This window comes from Sphingomonas sp., from assembly GCF_024508665.1.
Classification (GTDB): Bacteria; Pseudomonadota; Alphaproteobacteria; order Sphingomonadales; family Sphingomonadaceae; genus Sphingomonas.
Genome location: NZ_JANINP010000003.1, coordinates 213,749 through 232,016, shown reverse-complemented (window position 1 = coordinate 232,016; position 18,268 = coordinate 213,749). Strand labels below are relative to the sequence as shown.

The 18,268-nt window shown below is 65.4% G+C and carries 20 protein-coding genes; 15 read left to right on the top strand and 5 right to left on the bottom strand.

The window, feature by feature from the left end; genetic code table 11:
- The first annotated feature begins 54 nt into the window (after positions 1 to 54).
- The 12 genes from Q0L25_RS06305 (at position 55) to Q0L25_RS06250 (ending at position 11,514) form a co-directional block, all read left to right on the top strand.
- Entirely contained in the window at positions 55 to 849 is a 795-nt protein-coding gene (locus tag Q0L25_RS06305) for a thymidylate synthase (protein WP_296612576.1), read from the top strand.
- The gene (locus tag Q0L25_RS06300) at positions 846 to 1,313 is read left to right on the top strand and encodes a dihydrofolate reductase (RefSeq protein WP_296612882.1); all 468 of its coding nucleotides are present in this window, start codon (positions 846 to 848) and stop codon (positions 1,311 to 1,313) included. Before Q0L25_RS06305 ends, Q0L25_RS06300 begins: the two co-directional genes overlap by 4 nt.
- A 114-nt stretch (positions 1,314 to 1,427) precedes the next feature.
- Positions 1,428 to 2,594 carry a dipeptidase gene (locus Q0L25_RS06295; protein ID WP_296612574.1) on the top strand — a complete coding sequence of 389 codons (1,167 nt, stop codon included), beginning with the start codon at positions 1,428 to 1,430 and terminating at the stop codon, positions 2,592 to 2,594.
- Between the two features lie 20 nt (positions 2,595 to 2,614).
- Positions 2,615 to 3,544 carry a bifunctional riboflavin kinase/FAD synthetase gene (locus tag Q0L25_RS06290; protein ID WP_296612572.1) on the top strand — a complete coding sequence of 310 codons (930 nt, stop codon included), beginning with the start codon at positions 2,615 to 2,617 and terminating at the stop codon, positions 3,542 to 3,544.
- Between the two features lie 206 nt (positions 3,545 to 3,750).
- Positions 3,751 to 6,783 carry an isoleucine--tRNA ligase gene (locus tag Q0L25_RS06285; protein WP_296612571.1) on the top strand — a complete coding sequence of 1,011 codons (3,033 nt, stop codon included), beginning with the start codon at positions 3,751 to 3,753 and terminating at the stop codon, positions 6,781 to 6,783.
- Entirely contained in the window at positions 6,780 to 7,298 is a 519-nt protein-coding gene (gene lspA, locus Q0L25_RS06280; protein ID WP_296612569.1) for a signal peptidase II, read from the top strand. Before Q0L25_RS06285 ends, lspA begins: the two co-directional genes overlap by 4 nt.
- Positions 7,291 to 7,701: a DUF3035 domain-containing protein gene (locus Q0L25_RS06275; protein ID WP_066806883.1), complete on the top strand. Its 411-nt coding sequence runs from the start codon at positions 7,291 to 7,293 to the stop codon at positions 7,699 to 7,701. Before lspA ends, Q0L25_RS06275 begins: the two co-directional genes overlap by 8 nt.
- A 218-nt stretch (positions 7,702 to 7,919) precedes the next feature.
- A complete protein-coding gene (locus Q0L25_RS06270) occupies positions 7,920 to 8,957 on the top strand; it encodes a COX15/CtaA family protein (RefSeq protein WP_296612565.1) in 1,038 nt (345 codons plus the stop codon).
- Positions 8,954 to 9,265: a divalent-cation tolerance protein CutA gene (gene cutA / locus Q0L25_RS06265; RefSeq protein WP_296612563.1), complete on the top strand. Its 312-nt coding sequence runs from the start codon at positions 8,954 to 8,956 to the stop codon at positions 9,263 to 9,265. The genes Q0L25_RS06270 and cutA overlap by 4 nt, the downstream gene beginning before the upstream one ends.
- 163 nt (positions 9,266 to 9,428) lie before the next feature.
- Positions 9,429 to 9,908 (top strand): 50S ribosomal protein L13, encoded by a 480-nt coding sequence (gene rplM / locus Q0L25_RS06260; protein ID WP_296612562.1) that lies wholly within the window; start codon positions 9,429 to 9,431, stop codon positions 9,906 to 9,908.
- A complete protein-coding gene (rpsI, locus tag Q0L25_RS06255; RefSeq protein WP_296612560.1) occupies positions 9,908 to 10,471 on the top strand; it encodes a 30S ribosomal protein S9 in 564 nt (187 codons plus the stop codon). The genes rplM and rpsI overlap by 1 nt, the downstream gene beginning before the upstream one ends.
- A gap of 224 nt (positions 10,472 to 10,695) precedes the next feature.
- Positions 10,696 to 11,514: an alpha/beta hydrolase gene (locus Q0L25_RS06250; protein WP_296612558.1), complete on the top strand. Its 819-nt coding sequence runs from the start codon at positions 10,696 to 10,698 to the stop codon at positions 11,512 to 11,514.
- Here the strand turns inward: Q0L25_RS06250 and Q0L25_RS06245 are convergent.
- From Q0L25_RS06245 to Q0L25_RS06225, 5 genes are read right to left on the bottom strand one after another with little or no spacing between them, the layout of a single operon-like run.
- Positions 11,504 to 13,138, bottom strand: coding sequence for an SDR family oxidoreductase (locus tag Q0L25_RS06245; protein ID WP_296612556.1), 1,635 nt, complete (start codon positions 13,136 to 13,138; stop codon positions 11,504 to 11,506). The genes Q0L25_RS06250 and Q0L25_RS06245 overlap by 11 nt on opposite strands.
- Entirely contained in the window at positions 13,135 to 13,581 is a 447-nt protein-coding gene (locus Q0L25_RS06240) for a hypothetical protein (protein ID WP_296612555.1), read from the bottom strand. Before Q0L25_RS06240 ends, Q0L25_RS06245 begins: the two co-directional genes overlap by 4 nt.
- The gene (locus tag Q0L25_RS06235; RefSeq protein ID WP_296612553.1) at positions 13,578 to 13,979 is read right to left on the bottom strand and encodes a thiol-disulfide oxidoreductase DCC family protein; all 402 of its coding nucleotides are present in this window, start codon (positions 13,977 to 13,979) and stop codon (positions 13,578 to 13,580) included. The genes Q0L25_RS06240 and Q0L25_RS06235 overlap by 4 nt, the downstream gene beginning before the upstream one ends.
- Complete coding sequence (locus tag Q0L25_RS06230; protein ID WP_296612551.1) at positions 13,976 to 14,662, bottom strand: DUF4166 domain-containing protein; 687 nt, start codon at positions 14,660 to 14,662, stop codon at positions 13,976 to 13,978. The genes Q0L25_RS06235 and Q0L25_RS06230 overlap by 4 nt, the downstream gene beginning before the upstream one ends.
- Positions 14,663 to 14,678: 16 nt before the next feature.
- Positions 14,679 to 15,245, bottom strand: a complete 567-nt coding sequence (locus Q0L25_RS06225; RefSeq protein WP_296612550.1) for a MarR family transcriptional regulator — start codon at positions 15,243 to 15,245, stop codon at positions 14,679 to 14,681.
- A 62-nt stretch (positions 15,246 to 15,307) separates the two neighbouring features.
- Between Q0L25_RS06225 and Q0L25_RS06220 the strand changes: the two genes are divergently transcribed.
- The 3 genes from Q0L25_RS06220 to dxs are packed head-to-tail and all read left to right on the top strand — an operon-like array spanning position 15,308 to position 18,245.
- Entirely contained in the window at positions 15,308 to 15,778 is a 471-nt protein-coding gene (locus Q0L25_RS06220; protein WP_296612548.1) for a hypothetical protein, read from the top strand.
- Positions 15,766 to 16,275, top strand: a complete 510-nt coding sequence (locus Q0L25_RS06215) for a hypothetical protein (protein WP_296612546.1) — start codon at positions 15,766 to 15,768, stop codon at positions 16,273 to 16,275. The genes Q0L25_RS06220 and Q0L25_RS06215 overlap by 13 nt, the downstream gene beginning before the upstream one ends.
- 44 nt (positions 16,276 to 16,319) lie before the next feature.
- On the top strand, positions 16,320 to 18,245 hold the full coding sequence (dxs, locus tag Q0L25_RS06210; RefSeq protein WP_296612544.1) for a 1-deoxy-D-xylulose-5-phosphate synthase: 1,926 nt from the start codon (positions 16,320 to 16,322) through the stop codon (positions 18,243 to 18,245).
- The last annotated feature ends 23 nt before the right edge of the window (positions 18,246 to 18,268 follow it).

Here is an 18,268-nt window from a genome sequence, read left to right as displayed (position 1 = left end):
GTGGTGAAATAGGCACCGCTTGGCGACGCGGGCGGCAAGCGGTAAGCCATCGTCATGCGGCAATATCTCGACCTGATGCGGCGCGCGCTCGACCATGGTGCCGAGCAGATGGATCGCACCGGCACCGGCACGCGGTCGGTGTTCGGGCACCAGATGCGCTTCGACCTGGCGCAAGGCTTTCCGGTGCTGACCACCAAAAAATTGCATCTGCGCTCGATCATCGTCGAATTGCTGTGGTTCCTCCGCGGCGACACCAACGTGAAATGGCTGCAGGATCGCAAGGTCAGCATCTGGGACGAATGGGCTGACGAGAATGGCGATCTCGGCCCCGTCTACGGCAAGCAATGGCGCGACTGGGCGACGGCCGATGGCGGCCATGTCGACCAGATCGCCGAGCTGATCGAGACGCTGAAGGTCAATCCCGCCAGCCGCCGCATGGTGGTCAGCGCCTGGAACCCCGGCGAGCTCCACGCCATGGCGCTGGCGCCGTGCCATTGCCTGTTCCAATGCTATGTCGCCAACGGCAAGCTCAGCCTGCAGCTCTATCAGCGCTCGGCCGACATCTTCCTCGGCGTGCCGTTCAACATCGCGAGCTATGCGCTGCTTACCCATATGCTCGCGCAGCAGGCGGGGCTGGAAGTGGGCGAATTCGTCTGGACCGGCGGCGATTGCCACCTCTATTCGAACCATGTCGATCAGGCTCGCGAGCAGCTCGGACGCGAACCGGGGCCGCTGCCCAGGCTCGAAATTCTCCGCAAACCGCCGTCGATCGACGCCTATGAATATGAGGATTTCCAGCTCGTCGGCTATGAGGCGCAGGCGCACATCAAGGCGCCGGTGGCGGTCTGATCAGCTTCCATCTCGCGCGCGCCGATAACGGCGTGATCGGTCGCGACGGCAAACTGCCGTGGCACCTGCCGGCTGACCTCAAACGGTTCAAGGCGCAGACGATCGGACGCCCGATGATCATGGGCCGCAAGACGTTCGAGAGCTTTCCGTCGCCGCTGCCCGGCCGGCGGCACATCGTGCTGACGCGCGATCGCGACTGGCGGGCCGAAGGGGCGGAAGTCGCGCATTCGGTCGAGGAGGCGTTGGCGCTGGCCGGGAACGAGGCCGCGGTGATTGGTGGGGCGGAAGTGTTCGCGCTGTTGCTCGATCGCGCGGATCGGATCGAACTGACCGAGGTCCATGCCGAGCCGGAAGGTGACGCGACGGTCCCGGCGTTCGCCGGCTGGCGCGAAACGGCGCGCGAGGATCACCCGGCCGAAGGCGACCGGCCTGCCTACAGCTTTGTGACCTTGGTTCGCCCATAGCCTCAATCGTCACGCCGGGCTTGTCCCGGCGTCCACTGTGCCGCACACCCCGAAGCTACGGGTTCGCTGCCCGGTGGATGCGGGCACAAGGCCGGCATGACGAAGGGGGGTGGTATGCGCAAATGGCTACTCGGCATCGCGTCGCTGCTCGTGATTGCCGCGATCCTCTTCTTCGTCCTCGCGCCCGGCATGGTCGAGAAATCGATGAACAAGGTTCAGCCGGTCGCGCTCAAGGTCACGCCGCGCGCGCTCGCGCTGCAAAAGACGCTCGATGTCGCCGACATGCATGCCGACTCGCTGTTGTGGAAACGTGACCTGCTGACACGCTCGGATCGTGGCCAGGTCGACCTGCCGCGGCTTCAGGCCGGCCGTTATGCGCTGCAGGTCTTCTCATCAGTGACGAAGACGCCGAAGAACCAGAATTACGACGCCAATTCGGGCGACACCGACAATATCACCCAGTTGGTGATGGCCGATCTGCAGCCGATGCGTACCTGGAATTCGCTGCTCCAGCGCTCGCTCTATCATGCCGAAAAGCTCAAGCGTTTCGCGGACCGCTCGAACGGGCAATTGCGGCTGATCGCCTCGCCCACGGATCTCCAGAAGCTGATGGCCGACCGCCATGCAGGCAGGGGCGTCGTCGGCGCGATGCTGTCGATCGAGGGGTTGCAGGATCTCGAAGGCAAGCTCGGCAATCTCGACACGCTCTACGCCGCCGGCTTCCGCATGGCCGGTCTGGCGCATTTCTTCGACAACGACATCGCCGGGTCGATGCACGGCGTGAAAAAAGGTGGGCTCACCCCGCTCGGCCGGGCGGTCGTCGCGCGGATGGAGAAACTCGGCATGGTGGTGGACGTCGCGCATTCGAGTCACGCGACGGTCGCCGAAGTGATCGCCATGGCGCGGCGGCCGATCGTGTCGAGCCATGGCGGCGTCCAGGCAACCTGCAAGGTCAATCGCAACCTGACCGACGACGAAATTCGCGGAATCGCGAGGACAGGCGGCGTGATCGGGATCGGCTATTGGGACGCCGCGATCTGCTCGAACAGGCCCGAGGATGCGGCCAAGGCGATCGCTTATGTCCGCGACCTGGTCGGGGTCGATCATGTCGGCTTGGGTTCCGATTTCGACGGCGCAGTCACCACCGGTTTCGATGCCAGCCAGGTCGCGGCGATCACCCAGGCATTGCTCGATCGCGGTTTTTCCGACGACGACATCCGCAAGGTGATGGGCGGCAACGTGATCCGCGTGCTGACGGCGGGGATGGTGCCCGGCAAATGACGCCCCTATAGGCACGCGCCATGGAGCGGCTTTCCAGCGGCTCGGCACTGCCCGACCACCTTCGCGGGGGCTATGTCGCGCTCGGCAATTTCGACGGGTTTCACTTGGGGCACCAGGCAGTGGTCGGCCGCGCGGTCGAGCGCGCGCGCGCCGCGGGGCGGCCGGCGATCGTCGCGACCTTCGATCCCCACCCGATGCGCTATTTCCGGCCTGAGAGTCCGTGGTTTCGCCTGACCAGCATGGACCAGCGCGCGCGCTTGCTGGAGGCGGCGGGTGTCGATGCGATGTACGTTTTCGCGTTCGACGCCGCGCTTGCCGGGTTGTCGGCGGAGGATTTCGTCGACGAGCGTCTGGTCCGCGATCTCGGCGTCGCGGGCGTCTCGACTGGCGAGGATTTCACCTTCGGCAAGGGGCGCAGCGGCGATATCCCACTGATGCGGCAATTGGGCGAGCGTCACGGCTTCACCGTCGACACGATCGCGCCGGTCCAGCTCGATGGCGAGACGGTGTCCTCGACCCGTATCCGTGAGGCGTTGCGCGCGGGCAAGCCACGCGAAGCGGCTCGACTGCTGACCCGGCCCTATGCGATCGAGGGCGTAGTCCAGCATGGCGACAAGGTCGGGCGGACCTTGGGTTTCCCGACCGCGAATATCGACATGGCCAATTATCTGCGGCCCAAGTTCGGGATCTATGCGGTGCGCGGGCGGTTGCCGGGCGGGCGGGTGGTCGACGGTGCCGCGAACCTGGGCGTACGGCCCAGCTTCGATCCGCCCAAGGAATTGCTCGAGCCCTATTTCTTCGATTTCTCCGGCGATCTGTACGGTCAGACGATCGAGGTCGAGTTGGTGGACTTCATTCGGCCGGAGGCGAAGTTCGACGATATGGACGCGCTGATGGCGCAGATGGCGGACGACGTGGCGACGGCCAAGCGGTTGCTGGCGAGGAAGTAGGCCAGTCATCTCCCTCAATCCTCCCCCGCCAGGGGGAGGTGTCAGGCATAGCCTGACGGAGGGGGTGGAAGCACGACGGTTGGTTGGTCGCCGACCGCCCCCTCCGTCGCCTTCGGCGCCACCTCCCCCTGGCGGGGGAGGATTAGTTTGGCCCCACACGGGGAGTGATGACAGCAACCGCTCCTCCCGCTAATGCCCGCCAACCTATGACCGACGACACCAGCGCTCCCGCGGACTATCGCGACACCGTCTTCCTGCCCAAGACCGACTTCCCGATGAAGGCCGGCCTGGCGCAGAAGGAGCCGGCTATTCTCGCGCGGTGGGAGGCCGAAGACCTGTACGGCAAGCTCCGCAAGGAACGCGCCGGGCGCAAGCGCTTTATCCTTCACGACGGCCCGCCCTACGCCAATGGCGACATCCATATGGGCCATGCGATGAACAAGGTGCTGAAGGACATCATCGTCCGCAGCCAGTCCTTGCTCGGCAAGGACGCGCCCTATGTGCCAGGTTGGGACTGCCACGGCCTGCCGATCGAATGGCAGGTCGAGAAGCAGTATAAGGACAAGAAGCTCGACAAGGACCAGGTGCCAGTCGACCAGTTCCGCGCCGAATGCCGGGCCTATGCCGCCAAATGGGTCGACGTGCAGCGCGAGCAGTTCAAGCGGCTGGGCGTGATGGGCGATTGGGACGATCCCTATCTCACCATGAAATATGACGCCGAGGCGGCGATCGTCGGCGAATTGCTCAAGTTCGCCGAGAGCGGCCAGCTCTATCGCGGCGCCAAACCGGTGATGTGGTCGCCGGTCGAGAAGACCGCGCTGGCCGAGGCCGAGGTCGAGTATGAGGATGTAGTCTCGACCCAGATCGACGTCGCGTTCGAGATCACCGAGGCGCCGAACGCGCCCGAACTGGTCGGCGCGCAAGCGGTGATCTGGACGACCACGCCGTGGACGATCCCGGTCAACCAGGCTTTGGCGTACGGGCCGGACATCGAATATTGGTTGGTTGTTGCTGACGTCTACAACGAGGACGCGCCCGCAGATGTCGAATTTGCGATGCCGGCATGGGCGGGCCGACGTTTCTTGGTCGCGCGCGAATTGCTCCCGCAGTTCGAGAAGCGTTTGCAGGCCGAGGTTGCGCGGACGGCGAATGCTGCCGGTCGGCGCGCTGCCGTCGAACTGGCAGCCATGAATTCGGCCGACACGGCCCATGGCATCGAGGTGATCGATGACCGGACAGTGCGCGGCGATTTCCTGCCGCGCGAGTTCGGCAGCGATCGTAAGACAACCATCTTCAAAGGCCCGCAGCTCGCCGGCGCGGTCGCCCGCCACCCGATGCACAAGCTTGGCGGCTTCTTCGCCAAGCCGCGCCCGTTCCTGCCCGGCGACTTCGTCACTACCGACGCCGGTACCGGTCTCGTCCATATGGCGCCGGACCATGGCGAGGACGACTTCCTGCTGTGCAAGGCGCATGGCATCGATCCGGTGTTCGCGGTCGATGGCGCGGGCTTCTATCGTCCCGACTGGCTGTGGCTGGGCGGGCAGGGCAGCGTCATCAACAAGAAGTTCGTCGCGTCGGACGGGCCAATCTGCAACGACCTGCGCGAAGCGGGCGCGCTGCTTGCCGCATCGGACGATTTCGCGCACTCCTATCCGCATAGCTGGCGGTCGAAGGCCAAGGTGATCTTCCGGGCGACGCCGCAATGGTTCATCCCGATGGACCAGTCGCAGAAGAGCGAGAACGCCGCCGCGGTCGCGATCGACCTGCCGGAGCCGGGCGATCTCGCGGGCTTTTCGCCGTCGCTCGGCCATGCCGTGGGCAACGGCCCGACCTTGCGCGAAGTTGCGCTCGACGCGATCGAGCGCACGCGCTGGGTGCCCGAGCGCAGCCAGAACCGCATCCGCTCGATGGTCGAGGGACGCCCCGACTGGGTGATCAGCCGTCAGCGCGCCTGGGGCGTGCCGATCGCGCTCTACGTCAACCGCGCGACCGGCGAATATCTGCGCGATCCGGCGGTCAACGACCGCATCGTCAAGGCGTTCGAGACCGGCGGCGCCGATGCGTGGTTCACCGCCGACCATCAGGCGCTGCTCGGCCCCGATCACAAGCTCGAGGATTTTGAGCCGCAGAACGACATTCTCGACGTGTGGTTCGATTCGGGCTCGACCCATGTCTTCACGATCGAGGCGCGGTACGGGGAGGGCGTGCGTGCCGACCTCTATCTCGAAGGGTCGGACCAGCATCGCGGCTGGTTCCAGTCGTCGCTGCTCGAGAGCTGCGGCACGCGCGGCCGCGCGCCGTACGACGCGGTGCTGACCCATGGCTTCGCGCTCGACGGGAATGGCCGCAAGATGTCGAAGAGCCTGGGCAATGTCGTCGATCCGCTCAAGATCATATCGGAATCGGGCGCCGACATCCTGCGCATGTGGGTCGCGTCGGTCGATTATTTCGAGGACGTGCGGATCGGCAAGGAAGTGCTGGCGACGACCAGCGACGCCTATCGCAAGCTGCGCAACACCTTCCGCTATCTGCTCGGTGCGCTCGACGGGTTCGGCGAGGCCGAGCGCGTCGCGCCCAAGGACATGCCGCAGCTCGAACTCTATGTGCTCGACCTGCTCGGCAAGCTCGATGTCGAGCTCAAGGCGGCGACCGACGCGTTCGAGTTCAATCGCTATCTGCGGCTGCTGACCGATTTCGCGCAGGACGATCTCTCGGCCTTCTTCTTCGATATCCGCAAGGACTCGCTCTATTGCGACGCGCCGTCGGACCTGAAGCGCCGGTCGTACCGCACTGTGCTCGACATCCTATTCCACGCGCTGGCGCGCTACGCCGCGCCGATCCTGGTCTTCACCACCGAAGAAGCCTGGCAGGCGCGCTTTCCGGAGGCAGACTCGGTCCACCTGCTCGAATGGCCCGATCTGCCGGAAATCCCCGGCGACAAGGTCATCGCGACCGAATGGGACGACCTGCGTCGCCTCCGCGCACAAGTGACCGAAGCGATCGAGCCGTTCCGTCGCGACAAGGTGATCCGCTCGAGCCTGGAGGCCGAGGTGACCGTGCCCGAAATGCCGCTCTCCGCCGCTGATCTTGCCGAGGCATTCATCGTCGCCAAGGTGAGCAAGGGGCCGCTTTCGGTCACCCGCTCCGATTATCACAAATGCGGCCGCTGCTGGCGCCTGTTGCCCGAAGTGACGGCTGACGGTGCCTTGTGCGATCGTTGCACCGGAGTTCTCTCGTGACGTGGAAACTGCCCAGGATCGGGCTGATCAGTGCCGCCATATTCTTCGTCCTCGACCAATTCCTGAAATGGATGGTGGTCGGTCCGATCGGATTGCAGGATGGCCAAGAGCGGATCGTGTTGCCGATCTTCACCTTGCGCAACGTGCACAATTACGGCGTGTCGCTGGGCTTCCTGCGCGCCGACAGCGCGGCATCGACCTGGCTGCTGGTCGGCATGACCGGCGCGATCGCGATTGCCGTGCTCGTGTGGATGTGGCGCGAGCGCAATCGTTACGACCAGTTCGCGCTGGGCATGATCGCCGGCGGGGCGCTCGGCAATATCCTCGATCGGGTGCGGCTGGGCTATGTCCAGGACTATGCCGATCTGCACTTCGGCGCATGGTCGCCGTTTTTGAACTTCAATCTTGCCGATGCTGCGATTACGGTGGGCGTGCTCATCCTCCTCGCGCGGGCATTATTGGTGCGCGACAAACCGCGAGTGGACGGAGCGGACGTGGAGAAATCGAATGCGTAAGGTTGTGCCGATCGTTGCCGTGGCGGGCGTTGCTATGTTGCTCGCCGGATGCGGCCATCGCGGGTTCGACCGCACGCGTCCCGACGAATATGCGGTTGCGCGCGCGCAGCCTTTGGTCGTGCCGCCCGATTTCTCGCTTCAGCCGCCGCAGCCGGGCGTGACGCGTCCGCAGGACAACAATCCGTCGGCGCAGGCGCTCGACGCTTTGTTCGGCGGGCCGGCGCCGCGCAGTCAGGCCGAGAACGGCACGCTCGATTCGGCCGGCGGCGATTCGGCCAGCCCCGGCATCCGCTCGGACGCCGGCGATCCCGACACCAAGATCGTCGACAAGGGCGGCACCACCCGCGACATCGTCGCCGCCCCCGAAGGCGACGGCCAGAGCGCGCGCACGACCGCGAACTGATGTTTATCTAAATCCTCCCCAAGCTTGCTTGGGGAGGGGGACCATTTGCGGAGCAAATGGTGGAGGGGCCGCAGCGGCGAAGCCGCGAGGACGGGGATTTGCCCCTCCACCCCCCGCTGACGCGGGCGGTCCCCCTCCCCCAGACAAGCTGGGGGAGGATTGAAATCTCCCTCCACATCCGCTTCGACAACCTTCGCGCGACCGGATAAAGGCGCGCCATGTCCTCTTTCTCCCCCAATCGCGAACGCCCACGCGCCATCGCGGCATGGCTGTGGTGCGTCGCTGCCCTGATCGTGGCAATAGTCGTGGTCGGCGGCATCACCCGCCTGACCGAATCGGGCCTGTCGATCACCGAGTGGAAACCGCTGACCGGCATCGTCCCGCCGTTGACCGATGCGCAATGGCAGGCCGAGTTCGCCAATTACCGCAAGATCCCGCAGTACGAGGCGATCCATGCCGGCATGACGCTGGCCGGCTTCAAGAGCATCTTCTTCTGGGAATATATCCACCGCCTGCTCGGGCGCGTGATCGGCATGGCGTTCGCGCTGCCGCTCCTGTGGTTCGCGGTCCGGCGGCAGATTCCGCGCGGCTATGGGTGGCGGCTGGTTGCCTTGTTCGCGCTAGGCGGCCTGCAAGGCGCGCTCGGCTGGATCATGGTACGGTCGGGGCTGTCGGTGCGGACCGAGGTGGCGCCGCTGCTGCTTGCCGCGCATCTGCTGACCGCCTTGTTCACGCTCTCCGGCATCGTCTGGACCGCGCTCGATCTTCAGGCCCTGGCGCGCGATCGCCGTGCTCGGCCGGCGCGCCTGACCGGTCTCGGGCTCGCCGCGGGCCTGATCCTGTTCGTGCAATTATTCTACGGCGCGCTGATGGCGGGCCTGCGCGCCGGGCTGGTCAGCGACACCTGGCCGGGGATGACCGGCACCTTCTCGACCTTCTTCCCCGGTGCCAGCCAGTCGGGCGAATCGCTCGGCCATCTGCTGACTGACGATCCCGCGATCGTGCATTTCATCCATCGCTGGTGGGCCTGGGTCGTGGTCGTGGCGCTGGTCGCGCTCGCGCGCGCGGTCCGCAAGACCGACCGCCCCGCGTCGGTGGCGATCCACAGCGCGTTCGGCATCCAGATCCTGCTCGGCATCGCCACGGTGATGACCCAGGTGAACATCGCGCTGGCCGCGCTCCACCAATTGGTCGGCGCGCTGCTGCTGATCAGCGTGGTATGGGGAGCGCATGCCATCGGCAGGAGGCGCGCATGACCGATATCGCCATCGTCCAGGCCAGTTTCGGCGACCCCGCGGAAGCCGCACTCGTCGCGCGCAAGCTGCTTGAGGAGCGGCTGGCGGCGTGCACGTCGCTCATGCCGGTCACTTCGATCTATCGCTGGCAGGATGTAACGCAGGAAGCGGCGGAGACGGTGATGACCGCCAAGACGACGATCGAACTCGCGACGCAGGTGGCGGCCCGGATCGGCCAGCTGCATAGTTACGATCTCCCGGTGATCGAACGCTGGCCGGTCGCGGTCGACGAGGCGGTGGCGGCGTGGGTGAGGGACGCGACGGGCTGAGGCTCGTCGAGGGTCTGGAAGTTCCCGGTATTATAGTACCCGTCAGCAAAAGCCCGGTTTTGCTTGACTTTGGCGGGGTAGGGCGGCATTTGGCCGCCACGAACGCGGCTCGGTGACGGGCCGCGCGTTTGTTTTAACGCCATAACCGGAAGGTCAACAGCCCATGAAGGCGCTGATGAAGACCACCAAGTCGGCCAAGCCGCACGAGGTGGAAAAGAAATGGCACATTGTCGACGCCACCGATCTGGTGGTCGGCCGCGCCGCGGTCGTGATCGCCAATGTGCTGCGCGGCAAGCACAAGACCAGCTTCACCCCGCACGTCGATTGCGGTGACAATGTCATCGTCGTCAACGCCGACAAGATCAAGTTCACCGGCAACAAGCTGGCGGACAAGGTCTATTACAAGCACACCGGCTATGCCGGTGGCATCAAGGGCGTGACCGCGGGCAAGGTGCTCGAGGGCCGCTTCCCCGAACGCGTGCTGGAAAAGGCCGTCGAGCGGATGATCCCGCGTGGTCCGCTGGGCCGCCAGCAGATGCGCAACCTGCGCATCTACAAGGGCAGCGAGCATCCTCACGAAGCCCAGAACCCCGAAGTCCTCGACATTGCCGGCATGAGCCGGAAGAACAAGGTGGGCGCATAATGGCTGACACCAACAACACGGACGGGCGCCAGTCGCTGTCCGATCTCGGCACCGTCCTGCAGCAGCAGGGTGAGGCCACCCAGGCTGCCGCCGAGCAGCGCGCCGAAGATTATCTCGCCGGCAAGATCGACGAGCCGGTCCAGACCGCGCCGCTGCGTGCGCAGGAACTCGACAAGTTCGGCCGCGCTTATGCGACCGGTCGCCGCAAGGACGCCGTCGCACGCGTCTGGCTGAAGCCGGGCACGGGCAAGATCACGATCAACGGTCGCGATCAGGAAGTCTATTTCGCGCGTCCGACGCTGCGCCTGGTCATCAACCAGGTGTTCGGCGTTGCCGGCCGCGAAGGTCAGTATGACGTCGTCTGCACCGTCAAGGGCGGCGGTCTGTCGGGCCAGGCCGGTGCGGTCAAGCACGGCATCAGCCAGGCGCTGACCAAGTACGAGCCGATCCTGCGCACCCCGGTCAAGCGTGCGGGCTTCCTGACCCGCGACAGCCGCGCCGTCGAGCGCAAGAAGTATGGCCGCGCCAAGGCGCGTCGCAGCTTCCAGTTCTCGAAGCGTTAAAGCGCGGGCGGCTTCGGATTGCCAAGGCAATCCGAAGACTCGCCACGGCGGGCGGCGATCCGGCGCAGCCGGTTCGTCCGACGGCGTGGCGGCCTATGGTTCAAGGAAGGGCGGTCCGGAAACGGGCCGCCTTTTCTTTTGTGCATTGCATCAATTTGCCGTCGCGCAGCGATCGTTTCGCTGGCAGTCCGGTTGCCGAGGGGCGAATCGAATTGGAGGCAATGATGGCGACGATCACCACGCGCGACGGCACCACTATATATTATCAGGACATGGGATCGGGCCAACCCATCCTGTTTTCGCATGGTTGGCCCTTGTCGTCGGAAGCGTGGGACCGGCAGTTGGTCGACTTCGCGCATCTGGGCTTTCGCACCATTGCGCATGACCGCCGCAGCCATGGCCGCTCGTCCCAGACCTGGGACGGCAACAACATGGACCAATATGCCGACGATCTCGCCGAACTGATCGAGCATCTCGACCTCAAGGACATCGTCATGGTCGGCCATTCGACCGGCGGCGGCGAAGTGGTGCATTATTGCGGGCGCCACGGCACCGATCGTGTCGCCAAGATCGTGCTCGTCGGCGCGGTGCCGCCGATCATGCTCAAGAGCGACAGCAATCCCGAAGGCACGCCGATCGAGGCGTTCGATGGCATCCGCGCCGGCACGCTCAACCGCGCGCAATTCTACAAGGACCTGACCCTGCCATTCTACGGCTTCAACCGCGACGGCGCCAATGTCCAGGAAGGCCTGCGCGACAATTTCTGGCTGCAGGGAATGGCCGGCGGCCTCAAGGGCCATTACGACTGCGTCCACGAATTCTCCGAAGTCGATTATACCGAGGACCTCAAGAAGATCGCGGTGCCCGCATTGGTGATCCACGGCGACGACGACCAGATCGTGCCGATCGCCGCGGCGGGGCTGAAGTCGAGCAAGATCCTGCCCAACGCCACGCTCAAAATCTATGAAGGCGCACCGCACGGCCTAGCCGAGACGATGCCCGAGACGTTCAACGCCGACCTCTTGGCGTTCATCAAAGGCTGACCGGCAGCAGCCAGCCCGTATAGCGCACGATAGCGCCGATTAACGGCGCGCGAATGGCGACGAGGAAGCGGAACCGTCCGACCTCGTCCTGCCATTCGCGCGCCTCTATCCGCGGTGCCAGGAAGCGGGGCACGGGAATGCCGAACGCGCTCCAGCCGGCGAGTTCCATCGTCAGACCCTGATCGTACGAGGGCAGGGCGAAGGCGAAGCGCAACGGGCCAAAGCGTTCGACGATGCGGTCGCCGCGCTGGCTGAGCGTGCTGTGGAACCGATGCCTGCCGAAACGTCGCGTCCAGGTTTCCGCCCCGTTGCGCTCGGCGAAGGAAACGTGGAGCGGGTAGGTTCCGGAGGGTGGGAAGCGGACCAGCCAGCCCGCGAGGCGCGCGAGCGGATTGCTGCCACGCTCGACGGTGCCTTCGCCCGCCGCGCCATCATCGCCATGAACGTTGTGCAGTGTGCGCACCGACGGCGGGAGCCGTTCGAAGCGAGCGGCCATCACCCGCGCGTAGAGCGGCGGCGGGACCGCGCGCTCCACCGTCTCGTGCCGGACCGCCAGCCTGGCGAACAAGGGTTCGAAATCCTCCGGCTCCATTTCGTACCAGGCATGGCGCGCCCCGGGTGTGACGCGCCCGGCGAGGATCCGCCCGGCGAGGATCTCCGCCGCAAGCGTAGGGATTTCGGGACCCTCGCCATTGGTCGCGACGATCGTCCACCGTCGCTCGACGCCGGCGTCGCCGCGCCGGCCCTCGAGCGTGATCGTCATGCCCGAACGGTCGCCTCCCAGCCTGGCGGAGGCGCGATAGAGCACCATCAGCGCGCGTCTCAACGGCAGCAGCGAACGAAGCCAGCCCCAGCGCACCGGCCAACTGAGCAGCCATAATGACGCCATCTGGAAATCGAGTTCGGTGCCTGCACGAAAGGTCACCGCAGGGCGGCCGGGCAGCGCCTCGGGGGCGATCGCGTGATCGGGCACGTCGGCAATGCCCACAAGGCGGCCGGCAAGGCCGATGCCCTCCACCAGCATCGTCTCGCGGCGCAGTTCCTGCCAGCCGTGCACCGTCTCCCAACGCTTGCCGCGCCACAAGCGTACGGGTTGGCCGATATAGCTCAGCATCGCTTCGGCAATAGACTTGCCGGCGCTCGCACGGTTCGAGGCGCTCAGCGCCATCTCGATACTGTCGACCTGGCTGAGGTCGGCGGCGAGTCTCCGTACGATGGCGCCGGAAAGCGCAGGCACGCTCGAGGCGCCCGAAATAATGGCGACTCGCGCGGCGCGAGCCTGCTGGTCGAGCGCGTCGATCCCGCACACGAAATCGCGCGCGTCGGCGAGGTCGAGATAGGGGATGCTCATCGCCACGCACGCCTCGGGGACGATATATCCGCTGCCTTGGAACGGTCCGGCGGCGTCGATCACGAGATCGGGGCGGTGGCGCGCCATGACCAGCCCGATACCGTGGTCGCGATCGGCGACGACCGGCTCGGCATGGTCCAGGCCGTTGCAGAAAGCGGCGGCCTTGTCGCCATTGCGCCCGGCGACGAGTATCTCGTGCCCTGCGGCGAGCAGCCGTCGGGTCAACCGAGCGCCGAACCCTCCATAGCCGCCGATGACGAGGATTCGGCTCATCGCGGTTCGATCGGGCGCGCCCCGTATAGGGCGCGGAAAACCAGGCCTGCCCCCGCGCCGGACAGTGCGAGCATCGATAGCCCGTTCAGCGTGTCGGCGATGGGGAAAGACTCATCGCCCCAGTTGATGAAGGGTGCGCGGACCAAGACAAATAGCGTCGCCGGGAGCGCGGCAGTGAGTGTCGACGTAATTGCCGAATTTACCCAGCTCACCGATCCGCCGCCAATAGTCCATTTGGCGAGCGGAGGGGCTGCAAGACCGCCAAGGAAGAGCGCGATCAGGACCGAAAAGAACACCATCCCCGCATAAGTGGTGATATCGACCCGGCTGTCGCCCCAGCAAACCAGCGTCGCGGCGACTACGCCGCCGGTCACCGCGGCGATCACTCCCGACGCAAGCAGGCCCATGCCCGGCCCGGGCCCGGTGACGGGAGGGCGGCTCACAGCAAACGGTCCCGGAAGGCGGGGCCGGGTAGCCAGCAGGTGTCGCGGGGGCCGAACAGCCAGTAACGATGGCGCGCAACCCAGCGATAGACGGGGTCGAGCAATGCGCGTGGCACCAGGCGGAACGCCGTCGCCGCGCGCCACGGCCAGCCGAGTCCTGCCCAGATCGCCAGTATCGCATCGCTGTCGCGCCGGGCGCGGTTGCCCTCGACGACGATCAGTGTGTCGGGATTGGCCTGATCGATCCCGAACCGGCGATAGAGCGCGCTGCCCGCTTCGCCCTGCATCGAGGCGAGCAGGAAGCGGCCTTGCCGGTCGTGGTCGAGCACGAATTGCGCGTTGGCCGAGCATAGCAGGCATTCGGCGTCGAACACGATGATCGGGCGAACCTCGCTCACGGCTCGACCGGATCCGTGAACAACGCGACCTGATGGAGCAGTTCGCCGAACCACGGATGGACGAGGTCGAGCGCGAACACGAACCGTCCGCCGCCGATATCCTGATGCCGGATCACCAATTGTCCCGGCGCCAGCCAACGCGGCCAGCGCAGCCGCACGCCGAACAGGCGCAGGAAATAATGATCGCCGACGAACAGCAGTGCGTTGTCGTCGGTCGTGAGCCGCAACGCGATGCCGATACCGTGACCAAGATACTCTTCCAGCCCGGTCGGACCGGAGAAACGCTTGGCGCTCTGGATGACCTGAGGAAACCCCTGCGCACGGCCGTAAATGCGGCTCCAATATTGGCCCTGACCGGCGCGATCCTCGGTGATGCATACGGTCGCGGGAACGCCGGTATCGCGCCCCAGCGGCAGCGGCGCGCCGATCAGGCGCGCAGCTTGCGCCAATAGCCAGCCGGTTATGGCTATCCGGCATTCGACGACTTCCCCGGCATAGGTGATCGCGGCACCGGCCAACGCCTTGCGTTCGAACCGGTGGCGCACCGTGACGGGTAGTCTTGCCCATTGTCCCGCCGGCAGGAGGGCGGCGAATTGGCTGGTTCCGACGGGTTGCGGCGCGGCGATGCTGCGCCGCCATCCGGCATATCGTGTTCCGGTGAACTCGTTCGCCAGCGTGGCCATCATTCGTCTCCCGCTGTCAGGTGTTCTTGGCTTTCACCTTGGGCAGGAAAGCTAGGACGCGCTTGCCCATGCCGATCAGCATCATCAGCCGGCTCGGCGGGACCTCGATCATCTGCTGGTACCAATCGTCGATCGTCATCACGAAGTCGCGCATGTCGTCGATCCGCTGGCGGGCGATGCGGCCGATCCTGGGGTCTCGCGCCGCCGTGTCGGCGCAGGTTTTGAGCGCCGCGACCGCCGGGTCGATCTCGCGCTCCTTGCGGCCCTGGGCGATGCGGGTCAGCATCTGCCACAGATCGACTTCCGCCTCGTAATGATCGCGGCGGTCGCCCATCACCGGCACGCGGCGGATCAGCTTCCAGCCCATCAATTCCTTGAGCGAGTTGGAGGTGTTGGATCGCGCGATGCGCAGCATGTCGCTGATCTCTTCTGCGTGCAGCGGCCGTTCGCTCAGGTAGAGCAGAGCGTGGATTTGCGCGACCGAGCGGTTGACGCCCCATTGCCCGCCCATTTCTCCCCAATGCAGCACGAACTGGAGCACTGCAGGTGGAAGTTGGTCCGACTCATCGGTAATTTCTGTCATGACAGAAATATGTGACAAAAACGGGTTGGCGTCAACTGTCGGGCTGATTATCGTCCGGCGATATGGATGATGCCGAATCCCTCACGCCGATACTCGCTTTTCTCCAGAACATCGGGATTCCGGTCGACGCCGCTCCGCTTTCGGCGGACGGTTTTTTGCCTGCTATCGAGGTGCGCGATGGACGGCTGCTCTATGACCCCGACCGCCTGCGATGGCCGGGCGACCTGCTTCATGAAGCGGGACATATCGCGGTCACCGATGCCGCGATTCGGGCAACGGTCAGCGAGTTCGCCAGCGACGGCGGCGACGAGATGGCGGCGATCGCTTGGTCCTACGCAGCGGCGCTGGCAGCAGGCGTCGATCCCCGCGTCGTATTCCATGATCACGGCTATCGCGGCGACGGCCAATGGCTTGCCGAAACCTTTGCGACCGGAGGGTATATCGGCGTGCCGATGCTGCAATATTATGGGCTGGCACGCTTCTCGCGCGATGAAGGCGAACCCTATCCGGCGATGATCAAATGGCTACGCTGAACGGGGAGGCGGGATCACCGATCGTTGCCGCACAGATCGTAACGATCGTCGCGTTCCTGGACAGTATCGGAATCCCGACCGCAGAAGAGGCGTTGGCCGGGAATACGGTGCTGCCGGCTATGACCGTGCGTGACGGGACGATCATCTACGATCCGGCGCGGCTTGAGCGGCCGGGCGACCTGCTCCACGAGGCGGGGCATATCGCGATGACCGATCCAGCGCTTCGCTCGACGGTCAGCGATTTTGGCGTTGCGCCGATGGCGCAGGGTGACGAGATGGGAGCAATCGCATGGTCCTGGGCGGCGGCTATCGCCGCCGGACTCGATCCGCGCATAGCCTTCCATCCCGACGCCTATCGCGGAGAGGGCGAATGGCTTCAGGAAACCTTCGCCGGAGGCAATTATATTGGCCTGCCAATACTGCAATATTACGGGCTGGCGCGGCGGAGCGGCGAGGACGGCGAGCAATATCCCGCGATGATCAAATGGCTGAGGTAACCCGATCAATCGACAGCCGCATGGCGCTGCGGTAAAGCGGTCGGATGGCTGATTTACCTTCGACCCCGTTGCTCGACACCGTTTCGACGCCGGCGGATCTTCGCGGACTTGCGCCGGAGCAATTGCGGCAGTTGGCGGACGAGTTGCGGGCGGAGACGATATCCGCGGTGGGGACGACCGGGGGCCATTTGGGCTCGGGGCTGGGGGTGGTCGAGCTGACGACGGCGATCCATTATGTGTTCGACACGCCTCATGACCGGCTGATCTGGGACGTCGGGCATCAATGCTATCCGCACAAGATCCTGACCGGGCGGCGCGACCGCATCCGCACTTTGCGCCAGGGGGGAGGGCTATCGGGTTTCACCAAGCGCTCGGAGAGCGAGTACGATCCGTTCGGCGCTGCGCATAGCTCGACCTCGATCTCGGCGGCGCTGGGCTTTGCCATTGCCAACAAGTTGGCGGGGAGGCCCGGCAAGGCGATCGCGGTGATCGGCGACGGCGCGATGTCGGCGGGCATGGCCTATGAGGCGATGAACAATGCCGAAGCCGCCGGTAACCGGCTGGTGGTCATCCTCAACGACAATGATATGTCGATCGCGCCGCCGGTCGGCGGGCTTTCAGCTTATCTCGCACGGATGGTCAGTTCGAGCGAGTATTTGGGCCTGAGGAGCCTTGCCAAGCGGATCACTGCCAAGGTCTCGCGCCGGGTGCACGATGCCGCGCAAAAGGCCGAGGAGCTGACCCGCGGCTGGGTGACCGGAGGCACGTTGTTCGAGGAACTGGGCTTCTATTATGTCGGGCCGATCGACGGCCACAATCTCGACCATCTGATTCCGGTCCTGGAGAATGTCCGCGACAGCGAGCACGGTCCGATCCTGGTCCATGTCGTGACCAAGAAGGGCAAGGGCTATGGTCCGGCGGAAGCGGCCGCGGACAAATATCATGGCGTGCAGAAGTTCGACGTCATCACCGGCGCGCAGGCCAAGGCGCCGCCGGGGCCGCCTGCCTATCAGAACGTGTTCGCCGACCAGCTGATCAAGGATGCGCAGCGCGATCCGACCATCGTCGCGATCACTGCCGCCATGCCCTCTGGCACCGGCGTCGACCGCTTCGCCAAGGCGTTCCCCGAGCGGACGTTCGATGTCGGGATTGCCGAGCAGCATGCGGTGACGTTCGCCGCGGGGCTCGCCGCGCAAGGCATGCGGCCATTCTGCGCGATCTATTCGACCTTCCTGCAGCGCGCCTATGACCAGGTCGTCCACGACGTCGCGATCCAGAACCTGCCGGTGCGCTTCGCGATCGACCGTGCCGGCCTGGTCGGTGCCGACGGCGCGACCCATGCCGGCAGCTTCGACGTCACCTATCTCGCGACGCTCCCCAATTTCGTGGTGATGGCAGCGGCCGACGAGGCCGAGCTGGTGCATATGACGCATACCGCAGCACTTCACGACAGTGGACCGATCGCCGTGCGCTATCCGCGCGGCAACGGGGTTGGGGTGGCGCTGCCCGAGACGCCCCAGCGGCTCGAGATCGGTAGGGGCCGGATCGTGCGCGAAGGCAAGAAGGTCGCGATCCTGTCGCTCGGCACGCGCCTTCAGGAAGCACTCAAGGCCGCCGATGCGCTCGATGCCAAGGGGCTGTCGGCGACGGTCGCCGACCTGCGCTTCGCCAAGCCGCTCGACGAGGAACTGATCCGCCGCCTGCTCACCACCCACGAGGTCGCGGTGACGATCGAGGAAGGCGCGGTCGGCGGGCTGGGCGCGCATGTCCTGACGCTTGCCAGCGACACCGGACTGATCGATGCCGGGCTGAAGCTCAGGACGATGCGCCTGCCCGACATCTTCCAGGACCAGGACAAGCCCGAAGTCCAATATGCCCAGGCCGGGCTCGATGCCGACGCCATCGTCGACACCGTGCTCAAGGCACTGCGTTATAATGACGCGAATTTAGCGGACGGCGCGAGAGCCTGACGTTAGGCAGCCCCCTCCCGGCG

Coding starts and splice junctions, on each gene's coding strand:
- Q0L25_RS06305 (WP_296612576.1), top strand. CDS start 55: ATGCGGCAATATCTCGACCTGATGCGGCGCGCGCTCGACCATGGTGCC.
- Q0L25_RS06295 (WP_296612574.1), top strand. CDS start 1,428: ATGCGCAAATGGCTACTCGGCATCGCGTCGCTGCTCGTGATTGCCGCG.
- Q0L25_RS06290 (WP_296612572.1), top strand. CDS start 2,615: ATGGAGCGGCTTTCCAGCGGCTCGGCACTGCCCGACCACCTTCGCGGG.
- Q0L25_RS06285 (WP_296612571.1), top strand. CDS start 3,751: ATGACCGACGACACCAGCGCTCCCGCGGACTATCGCGACACCGTCTTC.
- Q0L25_RS06275 (WP_066806883.1), top strand. CDS start 7,291: ATGCGTAAGGTTGTGCCGATCGTTGCCGTGGCGGGCGTTGCTATGTTG.
- Q0L25_RS06270 (WP_296612565.1), top strand. CDS start 7,920: ATGTCCTCTTTCTCCCCCAATCGCGAACGCCCACGCGCCATCGCGGCA.
- cutA (WP_296612563.1), top strand. CDS start 8,954: ATGACCGATATCGCCATCGTCCAGGCCAGTTTCGGCGACCCCGCGGAA.
- rplM (WP_296612562.1), top strand. CDS start 9,429: ATGAAGGCGCTGATGAAGACCACCAAGTCGGCCAAGCCGCACGAGGTG.
- rpsI (WP_296612560.1), top strand. CDS start 9,908: ATGGCTGACACCAACAACACGGACGGGCGCCAGTCGCTGTCCGATCTC.
- Q0L25_RS06250 (WP_296612558.1), top strand. CDS start 10,696: ATGGCGACGATCACCACGCGCGACGGCACCACTATATATTATCAGGAC.
- Q0L25_RS06245 (WP_296612556.1), bottom strand. CDS start 13,138: ATGAGCCGAATCCTCGTCATCGGCGGCTATGGAGGGTTCGGCGCTCGG.
- Q0L25_RS06230 (WP_296612551.1), bottom strand. CDS start 14,662: ATGGCCACGCTGGCGAACGAGTTCACCGGAACACGATATGCCGGATGG.
- Q0L25_RS06225 (WP_296612550.1), bottom strand. CDS start 15,245: ATGACAGAAATTACCGATGAGTCGGACCAACTTCCACCTGCAGTGCTC.
- Q0L25_RS06220 (WP_296612548.1), top strand. CDS start 15,308: ATGGATGATGCCGAATCCCTCACGCCGATACTCGCTTTTCTCCAGAAC.
- Q0L25_RS06215 (WP_296612546.1), top strand. CDS start 15,766: ATGGCTACGCTGAACGGGGAGGCGGGATCACCGATCGTTGCCGCACAG.
- dxs (WP_296612544.1), top strand. CDS start 16,320: ATGGCTGATTTACCTTCGACCCCGTTGCTCGACACCGTTTCGACGCCG.